The organism is Roseofilum reptotaenium CS-1145 (assembly GCF_028330985.1).
Classification (GTDB): domain Bacteria; phylum Cyanobacteriota; class Cyanobacteriia; order Cyanobacteriales; family Desertifilaceae; genus Roseofilum; species Roseofilum reptotaenium.
Window position 1 is genome coordinate 17,216 of the sequence record NZ_JAQMUE010000089.1, and the last position, 18,954, is coordinate 36,169.

An 18,954-nucleotide genomic window follows, 5' to 3' on the forward strand; every position below is an offset into this window, starting at 1 on the left:
CCTCAGTTTAAGTTGATGTTGGAGGAAATTTTGAGGGATGCACGGGAATAAATTTCAATTCAACGAATGAAACCCAAAAAAAGTGCTGAAAAAACTCTAGAAATTCGAGTCCGAGGGCGGGTTCAGGGGGTAGGATTTCGGCCCCATGTTTGGCATTTAGCCTATGAGCTTGGGCTAGTTGGCCAGGTGTGCAATGATGGGCAAGGGGTACGCATTCAGGTGAGTGGAGAACCGGAAGCACTATCAGAATTTCGGCAACGGTTAGAGTCCCAAGCGCCTCCCCTGTCCCAGATAGAGACGATTGAAATCCAAGAACAAGAGCAAGCCGTCGAGTTTAAGGACTTTGCTATTGTTGAGAGTGTGGAGGGCAAAACCGAGACTCAAATTGCTCCCGATACAGCAACTTGTGCTGCTTGTATGGCAGAAATTTATACGCCTTCAGAGCGACGCTATCGCTATCCGTTTACGAACTGTACCCATTGCGGGCCAAGACTTTCGATTATTCGGGGGGTTCCCTACGATCGCCCCTCAACAACGATGGCGAATTTTCCGTTATGTCCGGAATGTCAGCGAGAATATGACGATCCGGGCGATCGCCGCTTCCATGCCCAACCGATCGCCTGTCCCATTTGCGGACCGAAACTTTGGCTAGAGTCCCTCACGGATAAAGATAGGGTTGGGGAACCGGGAAAAGAGATCCAACAGACTATTTCCCTGATTGAACAAGGCAAAATCCTTGCCATTCGGGGGTTAGGAGGATTTCATTTAGCCTGTGATGCGACGAATGAAGATGCTGTAAACCGCTTACGCGAACGAAAACGACGATTTGGTAAGCCTTTTGCATTGATGGCGCGGGATATTACGGTCATTCGTCGCTATTGTCGGGTGAGTCCAGCCGAAGAAGAGGCACTCAAGAGTCCTGCGGCTCCCATTGTGCTGTTGAATGCTGAGGGGGAGGAGCGTTTACCGGAGGCGATCACCCCTGGAGTAAGAACGCTCGGTTTTATGCTTCCCTATACTCCCCTGCATCTTCTACTACTTGAAACTCTGGATTATCCCCTGGTGATGACCAGCGCTAACTTATCCCACGAACCTCAGTTAATCAGCAATACAGAAGCCAGGGAGAAACTGATGGGATTAGCGGATACTGTATTATTTCATAACCGAGATATCGCCAATCGCATAGATGATTCTGTGGTGCGAATTATGGCAGGAAAACCCCGTTTATTGCGTCGCAGTCGGGGTTACGTTCCGGGAGCGATCGCCCTGCCGCCAGGATGCGATCGCCATTCAAGCCTCTTAGCTTATGGCGGAGAACTCAAATCCACCTTTTGCCTCATCCAAGATTGTCAAGCCATTTTATCCCAACATCAAGGCGATTTAGAAAACCTAATTACCTACGCAGATTATCAGAAAAATCTCAAACTTTTTCGTCAACTTTACGATCATAAACCGCAAATTTTAGTTGCCGATCTCCATCCCGAATATCTCTCAACCAAACTTGCCCAAGAACAGGCCAAAACCCATCAGTTACCCTTGATTCAAGTTCAACACCACCATGCCCATATTGCCAGTTGCTTCGTTGAAAATGGCATCCCTTTAGACCACTCTCCCATTTTAGGCATTGCTCTAGATGGCTTGGGAGTTGGCGAAGAGGGTACGATTTGGGGGGGAGAGTTTCTACTCGCAGATTATCGAGGTTATCAACGGTTAGCTACCTTAAAATCTGTGTCGATGATTGGCGGCACCAAAGCTATTCTCGAACCTTGGCGGAACACCTATGCTCACTTAAAAACTGCCTTTGATTGGCAGATCTTAACGGAAAAATTCGGTCATCTGGAATTATTTGACTATTTCCAGAATAAACCAATCGCTCTCTTTGAGCAAATGCTGCAAAAACGACTCAATGCACCCCTGGCAAGTTCGACGGGACGGTTGTTTGACGCGGTATCGGCAGCAATCGGCTTATGTCGCGATCGCGCCCTATTTGAAGGTCAAGGAGCGATCGAGTTAGAAATGGCAGTCGATCGTCATTTACTTTCAGAATCTGATGATGATTTTGCTTATCCCTTTGATATTAATTTAACTCATAAACTTCTGTATCTCGACCCTAGCCCCATGTGGCTTTCTTTATTGGAAGACTTGAACCAAGGGGCAAGTATCTCTCTGATGGCAACTCGCTTTCATAAAGGCTTAATCCAAGGGATGATACAGTTAGTGCAAAAATTAATCTATAACTGTCAATCTGATGGACTTTCCATTCAACACATTGCTCTCTCTGGAGGATGCTTCCAAAATCGGGTTTTACTCGAAGAACTGACGACTAAACTAGAAGCAAAAGGCTATACCTGTTTAGCTCAGGCACAAGTTCCCTGCAATGACGGAGGGTTATCCTTGGGGCAGGGTGCGATCGCGATCTCCAGAATGACAGGATAAACTTTAGCTATTCCTCTCCAGCTTTCCATAGTGCAGCTTTGCGATCGATGTCTTTAATCAAGCCATCTTTGCCATCCATATAACCCTCAATATCATCAGAAAATTCCCTTGCCAACTTCCGCTTTAAGTTACTGTATTGCTGGGCTATTTCAGGATAAGCAATCAGATAATCTCGAAAAGCCAGATGACGCTTCACCTGCTCTGAACCCACGGCAAAGAAATGAAGATGATGCGTTCTAATACCTTCCGAGTTATGCTTAGGGAAGTATCGGCGATCGGGGATACCAAACTCACCCATAGCCTCATAACCCAGTCCCCCCATTTGAACATTGTATTGATCGATTTTGGCAATATCTTTGACTTCACCTAACAGATCGATAATCGGTTTCGCATATATGTTGGGAATAGCAGTACTACCGATATGGTGAATAGCGATCAAATTCTCTGCTAGAACCTTGGTGATTTTCTGGGATTCAATCTCAAACATCTGTCGCCACGCGGGATTATGGGGCACAACTTCTACTTTTCTCATCATTAGATTTTTAGCTCGGAATCGACGATTTTTATTTAGAACAAATTTCTGGCAATTTCAATCACCCATATATTTTGGAGTTACAATTAAATTAATGTTGGTTAATCACTTATTCAGGGAGCGAATATGAGCCAGACGGTTTTGATTACTGGAGCATCATCGGGAATTGGGAAGGAAACTGCAAAAATACTGATTCAAGAGGGCTATACGGTTTATGCTACTGCTCGACGGGTGGAAAAAATGGAGGATCTCCGAAAGTTGGGTGGGATTCCAATTAAGATGGATATTACTAAAGAGGATGAAGTTTTAGCCACAGTTAAACAGATTAAGCAGAACTACCAAAGTGTGGATGTTTTGATTAATAATGCCGGTTTTGGCATGTATGGAACGATTGAAGATACATCGATTGAGGATGCACGCTATCAGTTTGAAGTTAATTTATTTGGATTAGCACGTCTGACTCAGTTGATACTACCGGATATGCGAGAAAAGAGAGGGGGAAAAATTGTTAATCTGAGTTCGATGGTAGGCAAGATCTATACGCCTATGGGAGCTTGGTATAATGCGACGAAACATGCTCTGGAAGCCTGGAGTGATTGTTTACGAATTGAAACTCAAGCGTTTAATATTGATGTGATTATTATTGAGCCAGGCATTATTGGTACAGAATTTGGTGAGGTATTTATTGAACCGATGCTGAAGCGATCAGGTAACGGAGCTTATCAGGATTTAGCCCAGGGTTTTGCTAAAGCTTGCCATGATGTTTATGATAATCCAGGTAATAGTTCACCACCTTCAACGATCGCCAAGATCATTTTAAGGGCAATTCAGGCTAAACATCCCAAAACCCGCTATGTTGCGGGTAAGATGGCAGTGCCAATGATGTGGACGCGGAAATGGTTAGGCGATCGCGTGTATGATTGGATTTTAACCACAATGATCCGTTCGAGTTGAGTTGCGAGTCAGGAAAAGTGGGGAATGCATATCATTATTCATTATTCATTGTTAAGACTGCTTGCATCTGGGAAAACCAGTTAATTAATTGATCGAGTTGTTGATTGGGTTTAAACACACCTAAGCCACGCACGGTAACTTTTTTGGGACTGTAGATAAAGCGAGCATGGAAGCGGCGATCGAGTTTTTCTTTTAATAGATTCCAAGCCGGTTCTTCCATGGGCGTTTCTAAAACTACATGCTGTTTTCCATTGGGTTTAATACGAGAAAAGCCGAGGGATTTGGCTAGTTGTTTTAATTCCATCACCTGGATGAGTTGTTGAGCGGGTTGGGGGATGGTTCCGTAGCGATCGCTCCATTCCATCTCGATTAAGCGTAATTCATCACCACAACTTGCCGCCGCTACGGAGCGATAGGCTCTCATTTTCTGATCGATATCGGGGATATAATCTGCGGGAATAAACGCGGTAATCGGCAGATCGATGCTGGTATCGTCAACTTTGGGAATCTCTTGCCCTTGGATTTCCTGAATCGACTCCTGTAACATTTCCATGTATAAATCAAAGCCAATCGCCGTCATTTGTCCGGACTGTTCCGCGCCCAATAAATTTCCGACTCCGCGAATTTCCATATCCCGCATTGCCAACTGATACCCAGAACCTAACTGAGTAAATTCTTGGATTGCCCGCAACCGTTTTTGAGCTGGTTCCGGTAATACCCGGCGATCGGGATAAAATAGCCAGGCATGGGCTTGAATTCCGGCTCGACCAACGCGCCCCCGCAACTGATACAATTGCGACAAGCCGAACTTCTGGGCATCCTCAATTAAAATCGTATTCACGCGGGGAATATCCAAACCGGACTCAATGATGGTGGTACAAACTAGCACATCCGCTTCCCCATTGCTAAAACTGAGCATCGTCGCTTCGAGTTCCGTTTCCGCCATCTGTCCATGGGCGATCGCCAATCGCACCCCTGGAACCGTCTCCCGAATCCGGGTACTGATCTCCTCAATGCCCTCAACCCTGGGAACCACATAAAAGACCTGTCCCCCCCGATCCAACTCCTGACGAATTGCCGTGCGGACTGCCTCCAAATTATACGCCGCTAAATGGGTTTTAATCGGGCGACGGGAGGGCGGTGGGGTGGTAATCAAACTCATCTCTCGCACCCCTGACAGGGACATATAGAGCGTGCGCGGAATCGGTGTAGCGCTGAGAGTTAAGACATCCACCTGGGTTTTGAGCGCCTTAATTTTCTCCTTCTGATTCACCCCAAACCGTTGCTCTTCATCCACCACTAATAAGCCTAAATCTCGGTATTTTACCTCCTTACTCAACAGTGCCTGAGTACCAACCACCACATCCAATTCCCCCGTGGCTAACCGTTGTTGAATCTCCTTGCGTTCGCTGGGAGTACGAAATCGGTTTAATAATCCCACTTCAATCGGATAGGGGGCAAATCGTTCTTTGAGGGTGTGATAATGTTGCTGGGTTAAAATCGTGGTTGGAGCCAAAAACGCCACCTGTTTCCCTGCCGTCACTGCCTTAAAAATGGCACGAATTCCCACTTCAGTCTTGCCAAATCCCACGTCACCACAAACTAAGCGATCCATGGGGCGCGGCGATTCCATATCCCGCTTAATATCCTGGGTTGCCTTTAGTTGATCGGGGGTAGGTTGGTAGGGAAACGAGTCTTCTAACTCTTCTTGCCAAGCGGAATCGGAGGGAAAGGCAAACCCTTCTTGTTGCGATCGCGCTGCATAGAGTTTGAGCAAGTCTACCGCTAGTTTCTTAATCGTTTTGCGGACTTTGTTTTTCGTCTTTTCCCAGGTTTTACCCGCTAATTTATGTAACGTGGGGCGCTTGCCGTCAGTAGAGCGAAATCGAGATAATGACCCCACTTGATCGGCGGCGACACGAAGTAAACCATCTTCATATTTAATCACTAAATATTCCCGGGTTTCGTCATTCACCGTCAGCTTTTCTAACTTGATGAAGCGTCCAACTCCATGGCTTTTGTGAACCACATAATCCCCCGGTTTGAGGGTATTGGGATCGACTTGTTTGGAGGCAGCGCGGCGACGTTTGCGGATGTAGCTAGGGGTGGCGAGGCTATGTTGCCCGTAAAATTCGCGATCGCTCACTACCATGATTCGGAACGTTGGCAGCACAAAGCCTTCGAGTTCCGCAACTCCGGAATATTTGAGGGCGATCGGGGTATAGTGAACTTGCAGAGACTCGATCGCCTGATAATCTTTAGGATTAGGAATAAATTTAGCCGCACAATCATGTTCTTGCAGCAAGGAAACCGATCGCGAGGGTTGAGCAGAAACCACAAAGATTAGAGTACGATTTTTCATTTCCTCCCGCAGGGTTTGCGCTAATTTGGCAAACTGATGAGGGAGAACGGGAACCGGGCGACTAGAGAGATTGAGCGCCCCAGAATTACTTTCCGCTAATTCCGATAAATGCAAACAAGGATAGGTTTGCTCTTGCATTAAGGACTGGGCAAACGAGCGATGAATCGGGGGAACTTTACCCATTTCTTCGACACTTCGACTCCGCTCAGTAACCGCTTCCTTCAGGGTTTGATACTGCTCTTCAACATGTTGCACCCAATTGTCGCTATGGCTCTCGCATTGGCTAGGTTCATCGATCGCAATTAAACACTGTTCCGGTAAATAATCCAACAGGGAAGCGGGCGTATCAAACGCCAATCCTAAATAGGCTGAGGAGAATTCAGGCAGGTTCTCTACACCCAGATCGGTTAGCGCTTCCTCAATGATGGGCGTAAACGCAGTGGGCGTTAAAATGACTTCAGGGACGGGATCGAGCGATCGCCCCGTAGCCGGATCGAGTTCCTTAATCTTCTCCACCGCATCCCCATCCCCCTCCGTTGCCCACCATTCCAGGCGCACCGGCAACTCGGAAGCCACGGGGAAAATATCTACAATGTCACCTCGGCGACTCCATTGCCCCTCGGTTTCCACGGAAGTCACCCGCTCGTAGCCCAGTTGACTTAACTTCAGATCCAGAGCCTTACTCTCCCAAATATCGCCCTTTTGCAACCGCAGAGCATAGGGTTTAAACGCTTCCAGGGGCGGCAGATGGGGCTGTAGCGCCCGTTCCGTACAGACAATGGCTCGTTGACGCTCTAGATCGCCCAACACCAATTCCGCCAACACCTGCATCTGTCCCCAAACCATCTCCGGTTCCGGAGGACTGGATTCATAGGGCGACGCTTCCGTGGTGGGATAAAAGAGAACTACATCCCAATCCATGGCTTCCAATTGCGCCGTCCACCGGTTCGCCTCTTCCATGGTTGCCGTCACCACCAACAGCGAGCGAGATTCGGCTTGAGAGAGGGCAGACGCAACTAAACCCTTGGGAAACCGGGGAATTCCCTGAAGCGCCAAAGTACGGTTGTCGCCCTTGAGTTTAGTTAACAACTCTTGCGTTAGAGGCGATCGCCGCAAGGTTCGCAAGATAGAGGAAAAGGCCATAAATCCAACTGTTACCGAATGTGAGTGGTATCTATTAGTTTAAACCGGGAATAGGTCATTGGCGATCTCGATCTCCACCAGCAAGCAGATCCGATGATCGGGCGATCCGATGGATCTGTTCGATTCGATAAGAAGATCCTTCACTTAAGCAGCGATCGCTCGCATACAATTATTACAGGACACATCGCCAGAGAACTTGAATGTGAGCGCCAAAGTCACCATTGCTCCAGAAGTATTGGAATGGGTCCGCCAGCGTGCAGGGCTGGATCTTGATGACTTGGTGACAGAGTTCCCAAAGCTCAAAGAGTGGCAGCAAGGAGAAGGCGATCCAACTTTTACCTTTAAGCAGCTAGAAAAACTTGCCCAAAAAACTCATGTGCCACTAGGGATGCTTTTCTTGTCAACTCCCCCAGAGGAAAAACTTCCTATCAAGGATTTTCGTACTTTGCCTGGAGCCTCGTTAAATCGTCCTAGCCCTGACCTTTTGGAGACGATTTACACTTGCCAGCGCCGACAGGATTGGTATCGCAATTACTTGCAATCCCAAGAGGCAGAGGGGGCAAAAGCCTATGTGGGTAGTGTCACCTTGAAAGACGATATTGCCCAAGTGGCCGCCCAGATTCGTGAGGCGATCGGGTTGAGTTTGGAAGAGAGAAAAAAAATGAAAGATTGGGAAGAAACATGGCGAGTGTTCATTGACAAGGTTGAACGCTTAGGCATATTAGTGATGGTTAATGGTGTTGTGGGAAATAACACTCGTCGTAAGCTTAACCCCGAGGAATTCAGAGGATTCGCGTTAGTCGATCCAATTGCTCCATTAATCTTTATCAATGGGGCGGACACTAAGGCGGCACAAATGTTTACATTAGCCCATGAGTTGGCCCATGTTTGGCTGGGAGAAGAAGGGGTATCTAATGTACAAATAAGTGAGGTTCCTGGACAAAAGACAATCGAGAGTTGGTGCAATAAGGTGGCAGCAGAAATTCTCGTGCCACTGTCGCTTTTTAGAGGGGAATATCAGAACAACGAAGAGTTGATGACTGAGGTAAAACGACTAGCCAAAACATACAAGGTTAGCAGCTTGGTTAGCCTGCGGCGTGTTTATGATCTAGGAATCATTGACAGCAAAACTCTATCAGAAAATTATATCAAAGAGTTAGGGATACTTAAGAAGAAAAATTCAAACCAAGATCCAACCAAGAAAGGTGGGGGCAACTATTATAGCAATCTCAATCGCAAGCTGGGGAAGCGGTTCTTTAAAGCTGTTGTCACGAATACCCTTGAGGAGGGGACTACTTTTCAAGAGGCATTCAGGGTACTAGATGTTTCAGCCCCCACTTTTGACCGTGTTGCTCAGTCCCTTAGACCCGATTAATTATGCCTTACTTGTTGGATTCCAATGTTTTCATAGAAGCCCATAGGAGTTATTATGGTTTCGATTTTTGCCCAGGATTTTGGGACTGGTTAATCAAACAAGGTGAGGCAGGAACAACATTGAGTATCAAGGCAGTTAAGGATGAAATACACGGAAAGGATAAAGAGAGAAAAGATAAACTCAGTTCTTGGATTGATAACTTCGGTGAAGACTTTTTCCAAGAGCCAAATCCAGAGACTTTTAAAGCAATGGTAGAAGTGGCCAACTGGGCCCATGGAAACCCACAGTATAAAGAATCTGCAATTCAAACCTTTTTAGGATGTGCTGACTTTAAGTTAATAAGCTATGCACGGGCTAACCAATTAACCGTTATAACACTCGAAAAATCAGCACCCTAAAGCAAAACTCAGATTAAGATTCCAGATGTTTGTCGTTCCTTTAAAACTGAGTGTATTGTAACATTTGAGATGTTGAGAAGAGAAAAGATTAATTTGATATCAAAGGATTGAGAGCCGACTTCATAAAGTTAACCAGACTATATCAAAAAGAGACTTCTCTCCTTTGCCTTTGGTTAAAGCAGTAGCTTTTTCCGAAACCTAGTCGAGATTTGGCAACATTGAAGTAGACAGGGTGCGTTATGAGCGTAACCTGCCTACTTCCATTTAATGGATCGCAAGTATAGCTAATGGATAAGGTAATATCATATAAAGCAATAGTCCGTGAAATCCCTTTAGAAATTGGCCCACTCGGCGATCGCCCAAATCGCCCGATTAAAAACTAAATGGTTTTAGATGATCGCGGCCAATACTTAACTCTTATGGTTCAATCGGTAAAACACATCTCTGATACGTGTCAAACTACTATCGAGATGAGAATCAGATCTTTTTACCCATAAACACACAATAGGGATCGGGCTGATAGTCACCAAAAGGTGGACAGTCTACATATCCTAATTTGCGATATAAAGAAATCGCTTCGGTTTGATAAATTCCGGTTTCTAACTTCGCCTCACGAATGCCCAAATTAATCAGATGGCTTTCTATTTCACCCATGAGCATCCGAGCTAACCCTTGACCTCTGAACTCTGGCTTAACATAGAAGCGCTTCATCTCCCCATAATCATCAAAGACTTTGACGGCTCCAATTCCTACTAATTTGCCATCCATAAAAGCACCCATCATGTAGACATTTTCTTGAGAGAGAACATCCACCGAATCTAAATGATTACTTTCATCGGGATAAAACCCCTGGAGATAGGTATCGAGTTCTGTAATTAGCTCTTGTGCTTCACTGGCTTCAATAATTTTCAGCATTCTCAGGGTTTAGGATGGATTAGGAGCCGTATAGCCTTGAAGACTTTCCGGTTCAAATGGGCGAATGATGACAGTCGCTTGTTCAATCAGACTACTTGAGCCTTGTACCACAACTAAATACTTGCCTTCTTGTAAGCGGTTGCGATAGGGAAGAGCATCGCCACTACCGCTAATTAAACCAACACCACCGCCAACAAACAAAGCTCCTAATCCACCAGAAGCGGCACCTAAAATCCCACCAACAATATGATTGCCGATTTCTCCAGCCCAGGCGAAGGTATTCAGCCCAGAAATGACGCTAAAGGTAGCCCCACCAAAAAAACCAAAGGGGACTAACCAAGTCGCCATCAATCGGGCTTGTTTTTGGGCAGCTTGGTTGGGGTTAATCAGGCCAAACTCATCAGCACTTTTGTAACCTTTGCCTAAGATGTTAACTTGGCTTGTGGGTAAGCCTCCTTTTTCTAAGGCACAGTAGACTCCTTCAGCTTGAATGCGATCGCGCAATACGGCAACTAGATAATTCATCGGCTCTGGTAATTTAACTCAACACTCTGATCGCGGCTCTTCCTATGATACCGGTTTACGCCTAAGCTGATAACAAGAGTCTCAATCCAGCGATAATAGTCACAATTCCCAATTGCGCGATCGCCTCAGAGTGCTAGATATCATAAAGCGCAAAGCCCTCTCCGTCGAGGAATGAGGGGAGTCCACAACAGTCCTTATCTAGCAAGTGAGCGATTCTGGTGGTTTTTAAAAACTGTTATTTGATGTACTGCGTAGCAGAGAATATACAAAAGTTCAAATGAGTTCTATCGATATTTCAACCGTTATGAGCGAAATTGGCGTAACACTTCAAACGCTTTTTCCCTCATCGATTGAGGTAACCGAGACAGTGCTAATCCAATCCAAGCTTTTTGAGGAGAAAAAGATCTTCCTTTTTGAATCAACTCTCGACCTTCTGTAACTTGATTTTTTTCCACCAGACGCAACCCTAACAACAGTTGAGTTTCTTGCAGCCGTTGTTGGCGAATCGTTTCTAACTTTCGATCCTCAAACTGGTAGCTCGATAAATAATTCAATTTATCTCGTAAATACGGAATCGCTCGATCAATGCCTTGCTGTTCTGGATGAAATCGATATTCCATTAATCTCTGGGGTAAATAGTACCCCTTTTTACCCGCCAGAGCTATCCGAACAAACAAATCATTATCTTCACAATTTTGTAAATGGGGTCGCATAAAATCGACTTCTTTAAGTACCTGAGTTTGAAATAGGGTTGCACCAACCTGAAAGCTTTGCTGAACAAAAACCGTTTCCAATAGGTTATTCACCTGGCCTTCTAATAATTGAGTTCTACCCCAGCGATGAGAATTAATTTCTGTTTGTTCGAGATTCCGTTTATTCTCCAGATCGATAATCCAATGATCGGTTCCCACAAAATCGATTTCTGGATGCTCGATCAAGATTTTGCTAGTCGCTGCTAAAAAATCTTTGCCTAATCGATCATCATCATCGAATTTAACAAAAAAATTACCCTTTGCCGCATAAAACCCTGAGCGCATATTATTACTTTTGCCAATATTTTGATCGTGGCGAATATAGGAAATTCTATCATCCTGTTGCTGATACCCCGCCATAATCTGGGGAGTTTTATCCTGAGAGCCATCATCACAAACAATCAACTCCCAATCCGTTTCAGTTTGTGCGAGTACACTTTCAATCGCATCGGTCAAAAGCTGAACTCTGTTAAATGTAGGAATACAAACACTAATTTTAGGGGGACTGGAGTTCATAAAAATAGGGTGGAATAAAAACTATAGTCAATGGGCTAAGGCTATACCCAGAAGTGTTGATCCCGGCAAATGATAAAATCACCTTTGGGAATCTGCGCAATCTATGCAATCAGAGATAAGATAGCAAAGATATCTTATCTCTGATTCAATGTCTCTCAATTTTTATGAAAATTTTAATCCTCTCAGTAACCTTTCCCTATCCTCCAACACGGGGGGGAACTCAGGTGAGAACTTTTAATTTACTCAAATATTTGAGCCACAACCATTCTATCACCCTAGTGACTCAACGTGCCAGTGATGTCAGTGATGCAGAAATTGAAGCTTTGCGCGAGTGTGTGAAGGAGTTAGCGGTCTTTCCTCGTCCCTCAGAACCGCCTCCTGGAAAGTTCTCGAAACTCAAACGCTTGCAGGACTTCTTTCAACAGGGAACTCCCCCGAATGTGAAAGCTGTCTTTTCAGAAGCCATGCAGCAATGGGTTGATCGAGCGGTAGCTGAGGAAGCCTTTGATGCGATCGCCTGCGAACATAGTGTTAATGAAATCTACATCCGTCCCGAATGGAAATCGACCTGCGGTACGGTGGTCAATATCCATAGCTCGGTCTATGGTAGTTGCAAAAATCAGTTAGAGACTAAAACTTCGGAAAATCAACTGCGAGATAAAATTAATTTGCCTTTACTTCGACAGTATGAAAAACGCTACACGAGCAAGTTTAGGCATCTTGTAGTCACCACAGTTGAGGATAAACGAACGCTGCTGGAGATTAATCCTGAAAGTACAATTAGCGTGATTGCAAATGGTGTAGACCTAGCTCTGTTTCCTAAGCGCACTGAAGATCCGGGGGGATATCAATTGGTATTTATTGGAGCGATGGATAATATTGCTAATATTGATGCGGCTCGTTTTTTGAGCTTAGAGGTGTTTCCCCAAGTGCAAAATCGCTATCCGGAGGCATCCCTAATGTTGGTTGGCGCTAGGCCGGTTCCAGAGGTGAGTTCTTTAGGAGAGCAGCCAGGAATTACGGTGACGGGGCGAGTCCCTTCGATGGTGGACTATTTACATCGCTCGACGGTTTGTGTGATTCCAATGCGTACTGGGTTTGGGATTAAGAATAAGACCCTCGAAGCAATGGCCGCTGGTATTCCGGTGGTTGCGAGCGATCGCGGTTTGGAGGGCTTGGCTGTTGATGGGCCGGAGATTCCCCAGCGGGCCCTACGAGCGAATACCTTAGAAGATTATGTGGTGAATATTAGTCGTTTGTTTGAAAATCCTGCTTTAAGAAAAAAACTATCCCGTAATGGCCGAGATTTGATTGAACAGGAGTACACTTGGGAACAGGCAGGTATGCGCTATGAACAAGCGTTGATTGCGGCTACCCAAGGTTAATTTAAATCATTAGAGAGTCTGATTTATTCCCACTGAAAAGCTATGAATGAGGATACAGGAAGCGTATTTTCTGAAACTAACCCTAGACGGCCTTCTTCCCTACAGGCCCTTTTTGGCCTGGTCGTTTTGACCTTGGGACTCTCTAGTGTAGTGGCTGGAGTTTGGGTGGCCTTAAAATTGATGGTCAATCCAGATGCTCTAATTTGGGTCAATCAATATTTACCGAAAACTACTCAGTTAGGAGAAACGAATCGTCGGTCTCTACAAACCTTAGATGAAATTGAGGAAAAACTGATTCAATCGGGTTATACTCCCGGCTATCCCTTGCAGATGAAGGTGGGCCCCTATGAGGATATGATGCTACCGATTTTTGCCCATCGCCAAGGGTGTCAACCGGATGCTCCAGGATCGCCGCCTTGTCAGTACATCGATCAATTAAGGGTTTATCGCCGGATTAGCGATCCAGAGCCGTTTGAGCGGGAGAAACCGATGTATCAGTTTATTAATCAACTGGAGATCGAATCCCTAACTGAGGGCTTTGTCCTCAAGCCTTTGAACTTAAACATGGAAACGTCCAATGAATTCCTACCACTAACGGGTTTAAAGTGGAGTAATAGCGCTCTGGTTAATGGTGAGTCGGCCCAGTGGGTACATCTAACGGGCACTGTTACTCGGGAAGGAAAAGAGATTCTCTATGGTCAGACGATTTATTACAATCCCAAGACCACCTATGTTGCTTCGTTTGCCAGTTGGACAAGTCCCGCCCATGAGTTGCCGGTATGGTCGAAGCATCCGAAGTGGCCAAAACAGCCGTTTTTGACGGTGAATCAAACGGTGGGTTTGGAGCCGCAGTTTGAGATGTATCAACTGCAACCCAGGACGTTTTTACCTGCACCTGTGGAATTGCAACCGGTTTCTCTGGATCGGATGTTGTTGAAAGGTTCTGAGTATACAGAGGCGATGCAGTTGGCGAAAAGTGGCTTATGGACTCCGGCAAAGCAGCGATTGCATGGTTTATGGAATTTACCGGGATGGTCAGTGGATATTCAAGGTCAATGGGAATTAATTAACCGTCATACCCAATTGAGTGCCCACAATGCCCGGCAATCTTGGGCTTCTCCGAGTCAACAGGTCTTGACTCGGATGATCGATGGGCGCTGGGATGAGGCGTTGCAGATTTATGAGGCTTCCGAGAACCGGGAAGAAATGAATCGCCTGTTGGCGACGGATACGGGGGTATTATGGAATCGGATTAAGGGGGCGATCGCGGTTGAACCCAATCACAAGGCAGTCCTGACTTGGGGGGCCTTGCTGCGAGCAGCTCAGGATGGGCCGGAAGGGGCGATCGCTTGGCTCAAACAACAGGGAGTTGAGGAGGATTGGGAGATTTTTGATGAAAGTCTTTGTGACGGGGGGAACGGGTTTTGTGGGGGCGAATTTGGTGAGATCGCTCCTGGACAAGAATTATCACGTTCGGGCCTTAGTCCGTCCCCAAAGTAGTTGGGATAATTTGGATGGACTCGATATTGAAAGGGTGGTAGGAGATTTTCATGCCCCCAATTTAAGCCAGCAAATGGCTGGATGTCAGGTCTTGTTTCATTGTGGAGCGCGCTATTCCCTATGGCAAAGAGATGCCAAAGCACTCTATTACGATAATGTGGTGGGGACACAAAAGATACTGGCGGCCGCTCGTGAAGTGGGAATTGAGCGCACGGTTTATACCAGTTCTGTGGCAGCTATTGGCGTGGGAAATGGGCAAAAACCTGTAGACGAAACCCACCAAAGTCCGTTGAATGAACTGATTGGAGAGTATAAAAAATCTAAATATCTGGCGGAACAGGAAGCCCACAAAGCCGTTAAACTGGGGCAAGATATTGTGATTGTTAATCCTAGTACGCCTATCGGCCCCTGGGATCGAAAACCAACCCCCACAGGAGATATTATGGTCCGTTTTCTGCGTGGGAAAATGCCAGCTTATGTGGATACAGGGTTGAATTTTATCGATGTGCGAGATGTGGCGGAGGGTCATATTCTGGCACTCGACAAAGGGCAAAGGGGCGATCGCTATATCCTCGGAAATCAAAACCTGACGCTCAAAACATTCCTCGAATATCTGGCAGAAATTACCGGAATCCCTGCACCCACGCAAACCGTCCCCCTATGGCTTCCTCTGACGGTTGCTTGGATAGATGAAATCCTGCTCGCACCTCTCGGTAAATCGCCCTCGGTTCCCCTGGATGGAGTGCGGATGTCCCAACATTCCATGTACTATGATGCGTCTAAAGCTGTCCGGGAATTAGGTTTACCCCAATCCAATATTAAGGGTGCAATTAAGGAGGCGGTAGAATGGTTTCAATAATTAACAATTAACAATTAAAAATGAAACAGCCCTACCTTATATCAAGTCCAGCTAATCAGTTATAAATAAGTCATTGCGAAGGTCACGCAGCGGAGTGAAGCAATCTAGATCATCTCGGAGGGATCATCATGGTTACAACAGTAGAAAAACGCAAAGTTATTAGCTTAGAAGAGTTTTTGGCACAGCCAGAAACTAAGCCTGCCAGTGAATATTTCAATGGGGAAGTGAGTCAAAAAACGATGCCACAAGGAAAACATAGTATTTTACAGGTTGAACTTGCCTCTGCAATTAATCAACAGGCGAAACCTAATAAGTTAGCTTATGCTTTGACAGAGTTGAGATGTACATTTGCTGGGCGTTCTATTGTGCCGGATATCGCCGTGATTCGTTGGGAAAATTTGCCCAGAGATGAGGATGGAGAAATGGCCAATCATTTCGATCTCCATCCGGATTGGATCGTTGAGATTTTGTCACCGGATCAACCGATGGCATTAGTGATGGAAAAAATTCTGTTTTGTCTTCAAAATGGCACAGAATTGGGTTGGCTCATTGATCCTAAAACCCAATCGATTACTGTATTTCAATCGGGTTTGCCCAAAATTTATCGAGTCGCTCATGGGGATACAGAACCGTTACCAATGTTGACGGGTTTAGAAGAATGGACGTTATCCGTAAACGATATTTTTAGTTGGCTAAAAGTTTGAAGTTACCCCTCTGTTGTCATTCTAGGCAGAGGAAAATAAGAAATCAGGGTCAAGAGAAAGAGGAAAGAGGGCAAGACAAACACGATTCATCAAGGCAATTAATCGTGGGAACCCCAAAGATAAGTGAGGAATAGGAAAGACCTCTAACCAATAGAGAATTAAGTTAAAGCAAACTAAAGGAAGAAGAAGCAATCGATTTGCTCTTACCCTTCTTCCAGGTCATGGCTATTAGACCGATCTCCTTCCCGATTGCTTCAAAAGTCGATACAATAATGTAGTATGGCGTTGAAGTATAGAACACGAGTGATTCAAGACGAAACCCTAGAGCTATTAGAATGGTCGCGGTTGTGCGAGCATTTGTCTACGTTTGCCGCAACGAAAATGGGGGCGATCGCCGCCCAAACTTTACCTATTCCCCAAACTCAAGCGGAAAGTTTAACCCTGTTGGCGCAAACCCAGGAAGTCTATACTCTGGAGCAAACCCTCACCACAGAGCTACCGTTTGGGGGGATTCGGGATATTCGTACCATTGTCAAACGAGCGACGCTTAAAGGGGTACTCTCTGGGGATGAACTGCTGGATGTGGCGAGTACATTGGCGGGGATGCGGCGACTGCGCCGGTTTATTGAAGAACAAGAAAATGTGCCGATTTTGTTGGAGTTGATTAGCACGATCCGGACTTATCCGGAATTAGAACAGGAGATTAATCACTGTATTGACGAACAGGGGAGAGTAGCCGATCGCGCCAGCGTGAAGCTCGGTAATATACGCCGTCAACTCAAAAACCAACGCGATCGCATTACGCAAACGCTGCAAAACCTCCTGCAACGCAAATCCCACGCTATTCAGGAGAATTTGATTACCCAACGGGGCGATCGCTACGTGTTGCCGGTGAAAGCCAACCACAAGGACACTATCCCCGGTATCGTTCATGACTCGTCTACGAGTGGGGCAACCTTGTACATTGAACCCCATGCGATCGTTTCCCTCGGTAATGACTTGCGACAGTTGCACAAGGAGGAAAGTAAGGAAGAAGAAGCCATTTGCCGCGCTCTCACGGAAAAAGTGGCAGAGGTTTACGACGATTTAGAACATCTAGTAGAGATTGCCACGATTCTCGATTTAGCGACTGCCAAAGCCCGATACAGTTATTGGTTAGAAGCGAACCCCCCTCGATTTACGGAATCCACAGAAATGATTGTTCTGCGGCAACTGCGTCATCCCTTGCTGGTGTGGCAACAGCGTCACGAACAGGGAAAAGAAGTAGTTCCCGTAACTACGTGTATTGAATCGCCGATCCGAGTCGTGGCAATTACAGGGCCGAATACGGGCGGAAAGACAGTTACTTTGAAAACATTGGCACTGGCGGCATTGATGGCGAAAGTTGGCTTATTCGTACCAGCACGAGAACCGGTGGAACTGCCTTGGTTTAGCCAGATTTTAGCTGATATTGGCGATGAACAGTCCTTAGAACAAAGTTTATCGACCTTTTCGGGACATATTCGCCGTATTTGCCGGATTTTGGACTGTGTGGAAACGAACCCCTCATCCCTGGTGTTATTGGATGAGGTGGGTGCGGGAACCGATCCCTCCGAGGGAACTGGGTTGGCGATCGCCCTCCTAAAACATCTCGCCACCAACGCCCAGCTTACCATTGCCACCACCCACTTCGGGGAACTCAAAGCCCTCAAGTATGAGGATGAGCGGTTTGAAAATGCCTCCGTGGAGTTTGACGAGGTATCCTTGCAACCCACCTATCGCCTGCTGTGGGGAATTCCAGGGCGCTCCAATGCCCTTGCCATTGCCCGCCGTTTGGGGTTAAATCCAGAGGTGATCGAAGAGGCGCAACAGTGGGTAGGAACCGGTTCCGAAGATGTGAATCGGGCGATCGCCGGTTTAGAAGCCGAGCGTCGTCGTCAGGAAACCCAAGTCCAGGAAACCTCCAGCTTACTTTCGGAAACCGAACGACTGCACCAAGAAGTTGCACTCAAAGCGCAACAACTCAAAGAGCGGGAACAACAGTTACGCCAACAACAGGAAATCGAGATCCAAAAGGCAATTTCTCAAGCCAAAAAAGAAGTCGCTCAAGCCATCAAACGCCTACAACAAGGCACTGCCAAAGCCCAAGATACCCGCAAAGCAACCCAAGAACTCGATCGCATTGCCGGGCAATATCTCCCCTCCAAAGTCAATCCCCCCAAGCCCAAACCCGGTTACAAACCGCAAGTCGGCGAACGGGTACGCATTCCCAGTTTAGGACAAACTGGAGAAGTGCTACAAATTGACGCAGAAGGGCAAGAAATTACTGTGCGCTTCGGGTTAATGAAAATGACCGTGGGACTCGCAGAAATTGAATCCTTAGACGGCAAAAAAGCCGAAGTTACCACAAAGGCACCGAGCAAAAAAGCAGTTACGGAAAAGGATAAAACTACCCCGTCTAAATCCACTGCCCCAGTCATCCAAACCTCTCGCAATACCTTAGACATCCGAGGCTTGCGCGTCGTGACTGCCGAAGCGGAACTCGACCAAGGCATTACCAAAGCCTACAATGCCAATTGTACGAATGTCTGGATTATTCACGGCAAAGGCACGGGTAAA

General features: G+C 46.3%; 13 protein-coding genes and 1 pseudogene. 9 read left to right on the top strand and 5 right to left on the bottom strand.

Annotated elements, in window-relative coordinates:
• The first annotated feature begins 66 nt into the window (after positions 1-66).
• A complete protein-coding gene (gene hypF, locus PN466_RS20545; protein WP_271943247.1) occupies positions 67-2,436 on the top strand; it encodes a carbamoyltransferase HypF in 2,370 nt (789 codons plus the stop codon).
• A gap of 7 nt (positions 2,437-2,443) precedes the next feature.
• On the opposite strand, the gene PN466_RS20550 is transcribed toward hypF, so the two are convergent.
• Positions 2,444-2,968 (bottom strand): GrpB family protein, encoded by a 525-nt coding sequence (locus PN466_RS20550; protein ID WP_278003170.1) that lies wholly within the window; start codon positions 2,966-2,968, stop codon positions 2,444-2,446.
• Positions 2,969-3,094: 126 nt separating this feature from the next.
• Here PN466_RS20550 and PN466_RS20555 point away from each other — a divergent pair, with 126 nt between their 5' ends.
• Entirely contained in the window at positions 3,095-3,922 is an 828-nt protein-coding gene (locus PN466_RS20555; protein ID WP_271943252.1) for an oxidoreductase, read from the top strand.
• Positions 3,923-3,956: 34 nt separating this feature from the next.
• Here PN466_RS20555 and mfd read toward each other — a convergent pair whose 3' ends face one another.
• Positions 3,957-7,427, bottom strand: a complete 3,471-nt coding sequence (gene mfd / locus PN466_RS20560; RefSeq protein ID WP_271943255.1) for a transcription-repair coupling factor — start codon at positions 7,425-7,427, stop codon at positions 3,957-3,959.
• A gap of 202 nt (positions 7,428-7,629) precedes the next feature.
• Between mfd and PN466_RS20565 the strand changes: the two genes are divergently transcribed.
• Positions 7,630-8,802 (top strand): ImmA/IrrE family metallo-endopeptidase, encoded by a 1,173-nt coding sequence (locus tag PN466_RS20565; RefSeq protein WP_271943257.1) that lies wholly within the window; start codon positions 7,630-7,632, stop codon positions 8,800-8,802.
• A gap of 2 nt (positions 8,803-8,804) precedes the next feature.
• Positions 8,805-9,311: pseudogene (locus tag PN466_RS20570) on the top strand (DUF4411 family protein).
• 366 nt (positions 9,312-9,677) lie between these two features.
• On the opposite strand, the gene PN466_RS20575 reads toward PN466_RS20570, so the two are convergent.
• The 3 genes from PN466_RS20575 to PN466_RS20585 all read right to left on the bottom strand — a co-directional run bounded on the left by PN466_RS20575 (position 9,678) and on the right by PN466_RS20585 (position 11,908).
• Positions 9,678-10,115: a GNAT family N-acetyltransferase gene (locus PN466_RS20575; RefSeq protein WP_271943260.1), complete on the bottom strand. Its 438-nt coding sequence runs from the start codon at positions 10,113-10,115 to the stop codon at positions 9,678-9,680.
• Between the two features lie 9 nt (positions 10,116-10,124).
• On the bottom strand, positions 10,125-10,640 hold the full coding sequence (locus tag PN466_RS20580; protein ID WP_271943263.1) for a hypothetical protein: 516 nt from the start codon (positions 10,638-10,640) through the stop codon (positions 10,125-10,127).
• 302 nt (positions 10,641-10,942) lie between these two features.
• Positions 10,943-11,908 carry a glycosyltransferase family 2 protein gene (locus tag PN466_RS20585; protein WP_271943266.1) on the bottom strand — a complete coding sequence of 322 codons (966 nt, stop codon included), beginning with the start codon at positions 11,906-11,908 and terminating at the stop codon, positions 10,943-10,945.
• 164 nt (positions 11,909-12,072) lie between these two features.
• Here PN466_RS20585 and PN466_RS20590 point away from each other — a divergent pair, with 164 nt between their 5' ends.
• From PN466_RS20590 to PN466_RS20615, 5 genes are all read left to right on the top strand, one after another.
• Positions 12,073-13,293 (top strand): glycosyltransferase family 4 protein, encoded by a 1,221-nt coding sequence (locus PN466_RS20590; RefSeq protein WP_271943269.1) that lies wholly within the window; start codon positions 12,073-12,075, stop codon positions 13,291-13,293.
• A 42-nt stretch (positions 13,294-13,335) separates the two neighbouring features.
• Positions 13,336-14,793, top strand: coding sequence for a hypothetical protein (locus tag PN466_RS20595; RefSeq protein ID WP_271943272.1), 1,458 nt, complete (start codon positions 13,336-13,338; stop codon positions 14,791-14,793).
• Entirely contained in the window at positions 14,687-15,652 is a 966-nt protein-coding gene (gene hpnA / locus PN466_RS20600) for a hopanoid-associated sugar epimerase (protein WP_271943274.1), read from the top strand. Before PN466_RS20595 ends, hpnA begins: the two co-directional genes overlap by 107 nt.
• Before the next feature lie 128 nt (positions 15,653-15,780).
• Positions 15,781-16,356 carry a Uma2 family endonuclease gene (locus tag PN466_RS20605; RefSeq protein WP_271943277.1) on the top strand — a complete coding sequence of 192 codons (576 nt, stop codon included), beginning with the start codon at positions 15,781-15,783 and terminating at the stop codon, positions 16,354-16,356.
• Positions 16,357-16,659: 303 nt separating this feature from the next.
• Positions 16,660-18,954 (top strand): endonuclease MutS2 (locus PN466_RS20615; RefSeq protein WP_390890047.1); only part of this gene is annotated, 2,295 nt, incomplete at its 3' end.

Excerpts from the sequence above, each read along its gene's own strand:
- PN466_RS20555 (WP_271943252.1), top strand. The coding sequence starts at position 3,095 with ATGAGCCAGACGGTTTTGATTACTGGAGCATCATCGGGAATTGGGAAG.
- PN466_RS20575 (WP_271943260.1), bottom strand. The coding sequence starts at position 10,115 with ATGCTGAAAATTATTGAAGCCAGTGAAGCACAAGAGCTAATTACAGAA.
- PN466_RS20590 (WP_271943269.1), top strand. The coding sequence starts at position 12,073 with ATGAAAATTTTAATCCTCTCAGTAACCTTTCCCTATCCTCCAACACGG.
- PN466_RS20550 (WP_278003170.1), bottom strand. The coding sequence starts at position 2,968 with ATGAGAAAAGTAGAAGTTGTGCCCCATAATCCCGCGTGGCGACAGATG.
- PN466_RS20580 (WP_271943263.1), bottom strand. The coding sequence starts at position 10,640 with ATGAATTATCTAGTTGCCGTATTGCGCGATCGCATTCAAGCTGAAGGA.
- PN466_RS20605 (WP_271943277.1), top strand. The coding sequence starts at position 15,781 with ATGGTTACAACAGTAGAAAAACGCAAAGTTATTAGCTTAGAAGAGTTT.
- PN466_RS20595 (WP_271943272.1), top strand. The coding sequence starts at position 13,336 with ATGAATGAGGATACAGGAAGCGTATTTTCTGAAACTAACCCTAGACGG.
- hpnA (WP_271943274.1), top strand. The coding sequence starts at position 14,687 with ATGAAAGTCTTTGTGACGGGGGGAACGGGTTTTGTGGGGGCGAATTTG.
- PN466_RS20585 (WP_271943266.1), bottom strand. The coding sequence starts at position 11,908 with ATGAACTCCAGTCCCCCTAAAATTAGTGTTTGTATTCCTACATTTAAC.
- hypF (WP_271943247.1), top strand. The coding sequence starts at position 67 with ATGAAACCCAAAAAAAGTGCTGAAAAAACTCTAGAAATTCGAGTCCGA.
- mfd (WP_271943255.1), bottom strand. The coding sequence starts at position 7,427 with ATGGCCTTTTCCTCTATCTTGCGAACCTTGCGGCGATCGCCTCTAACG.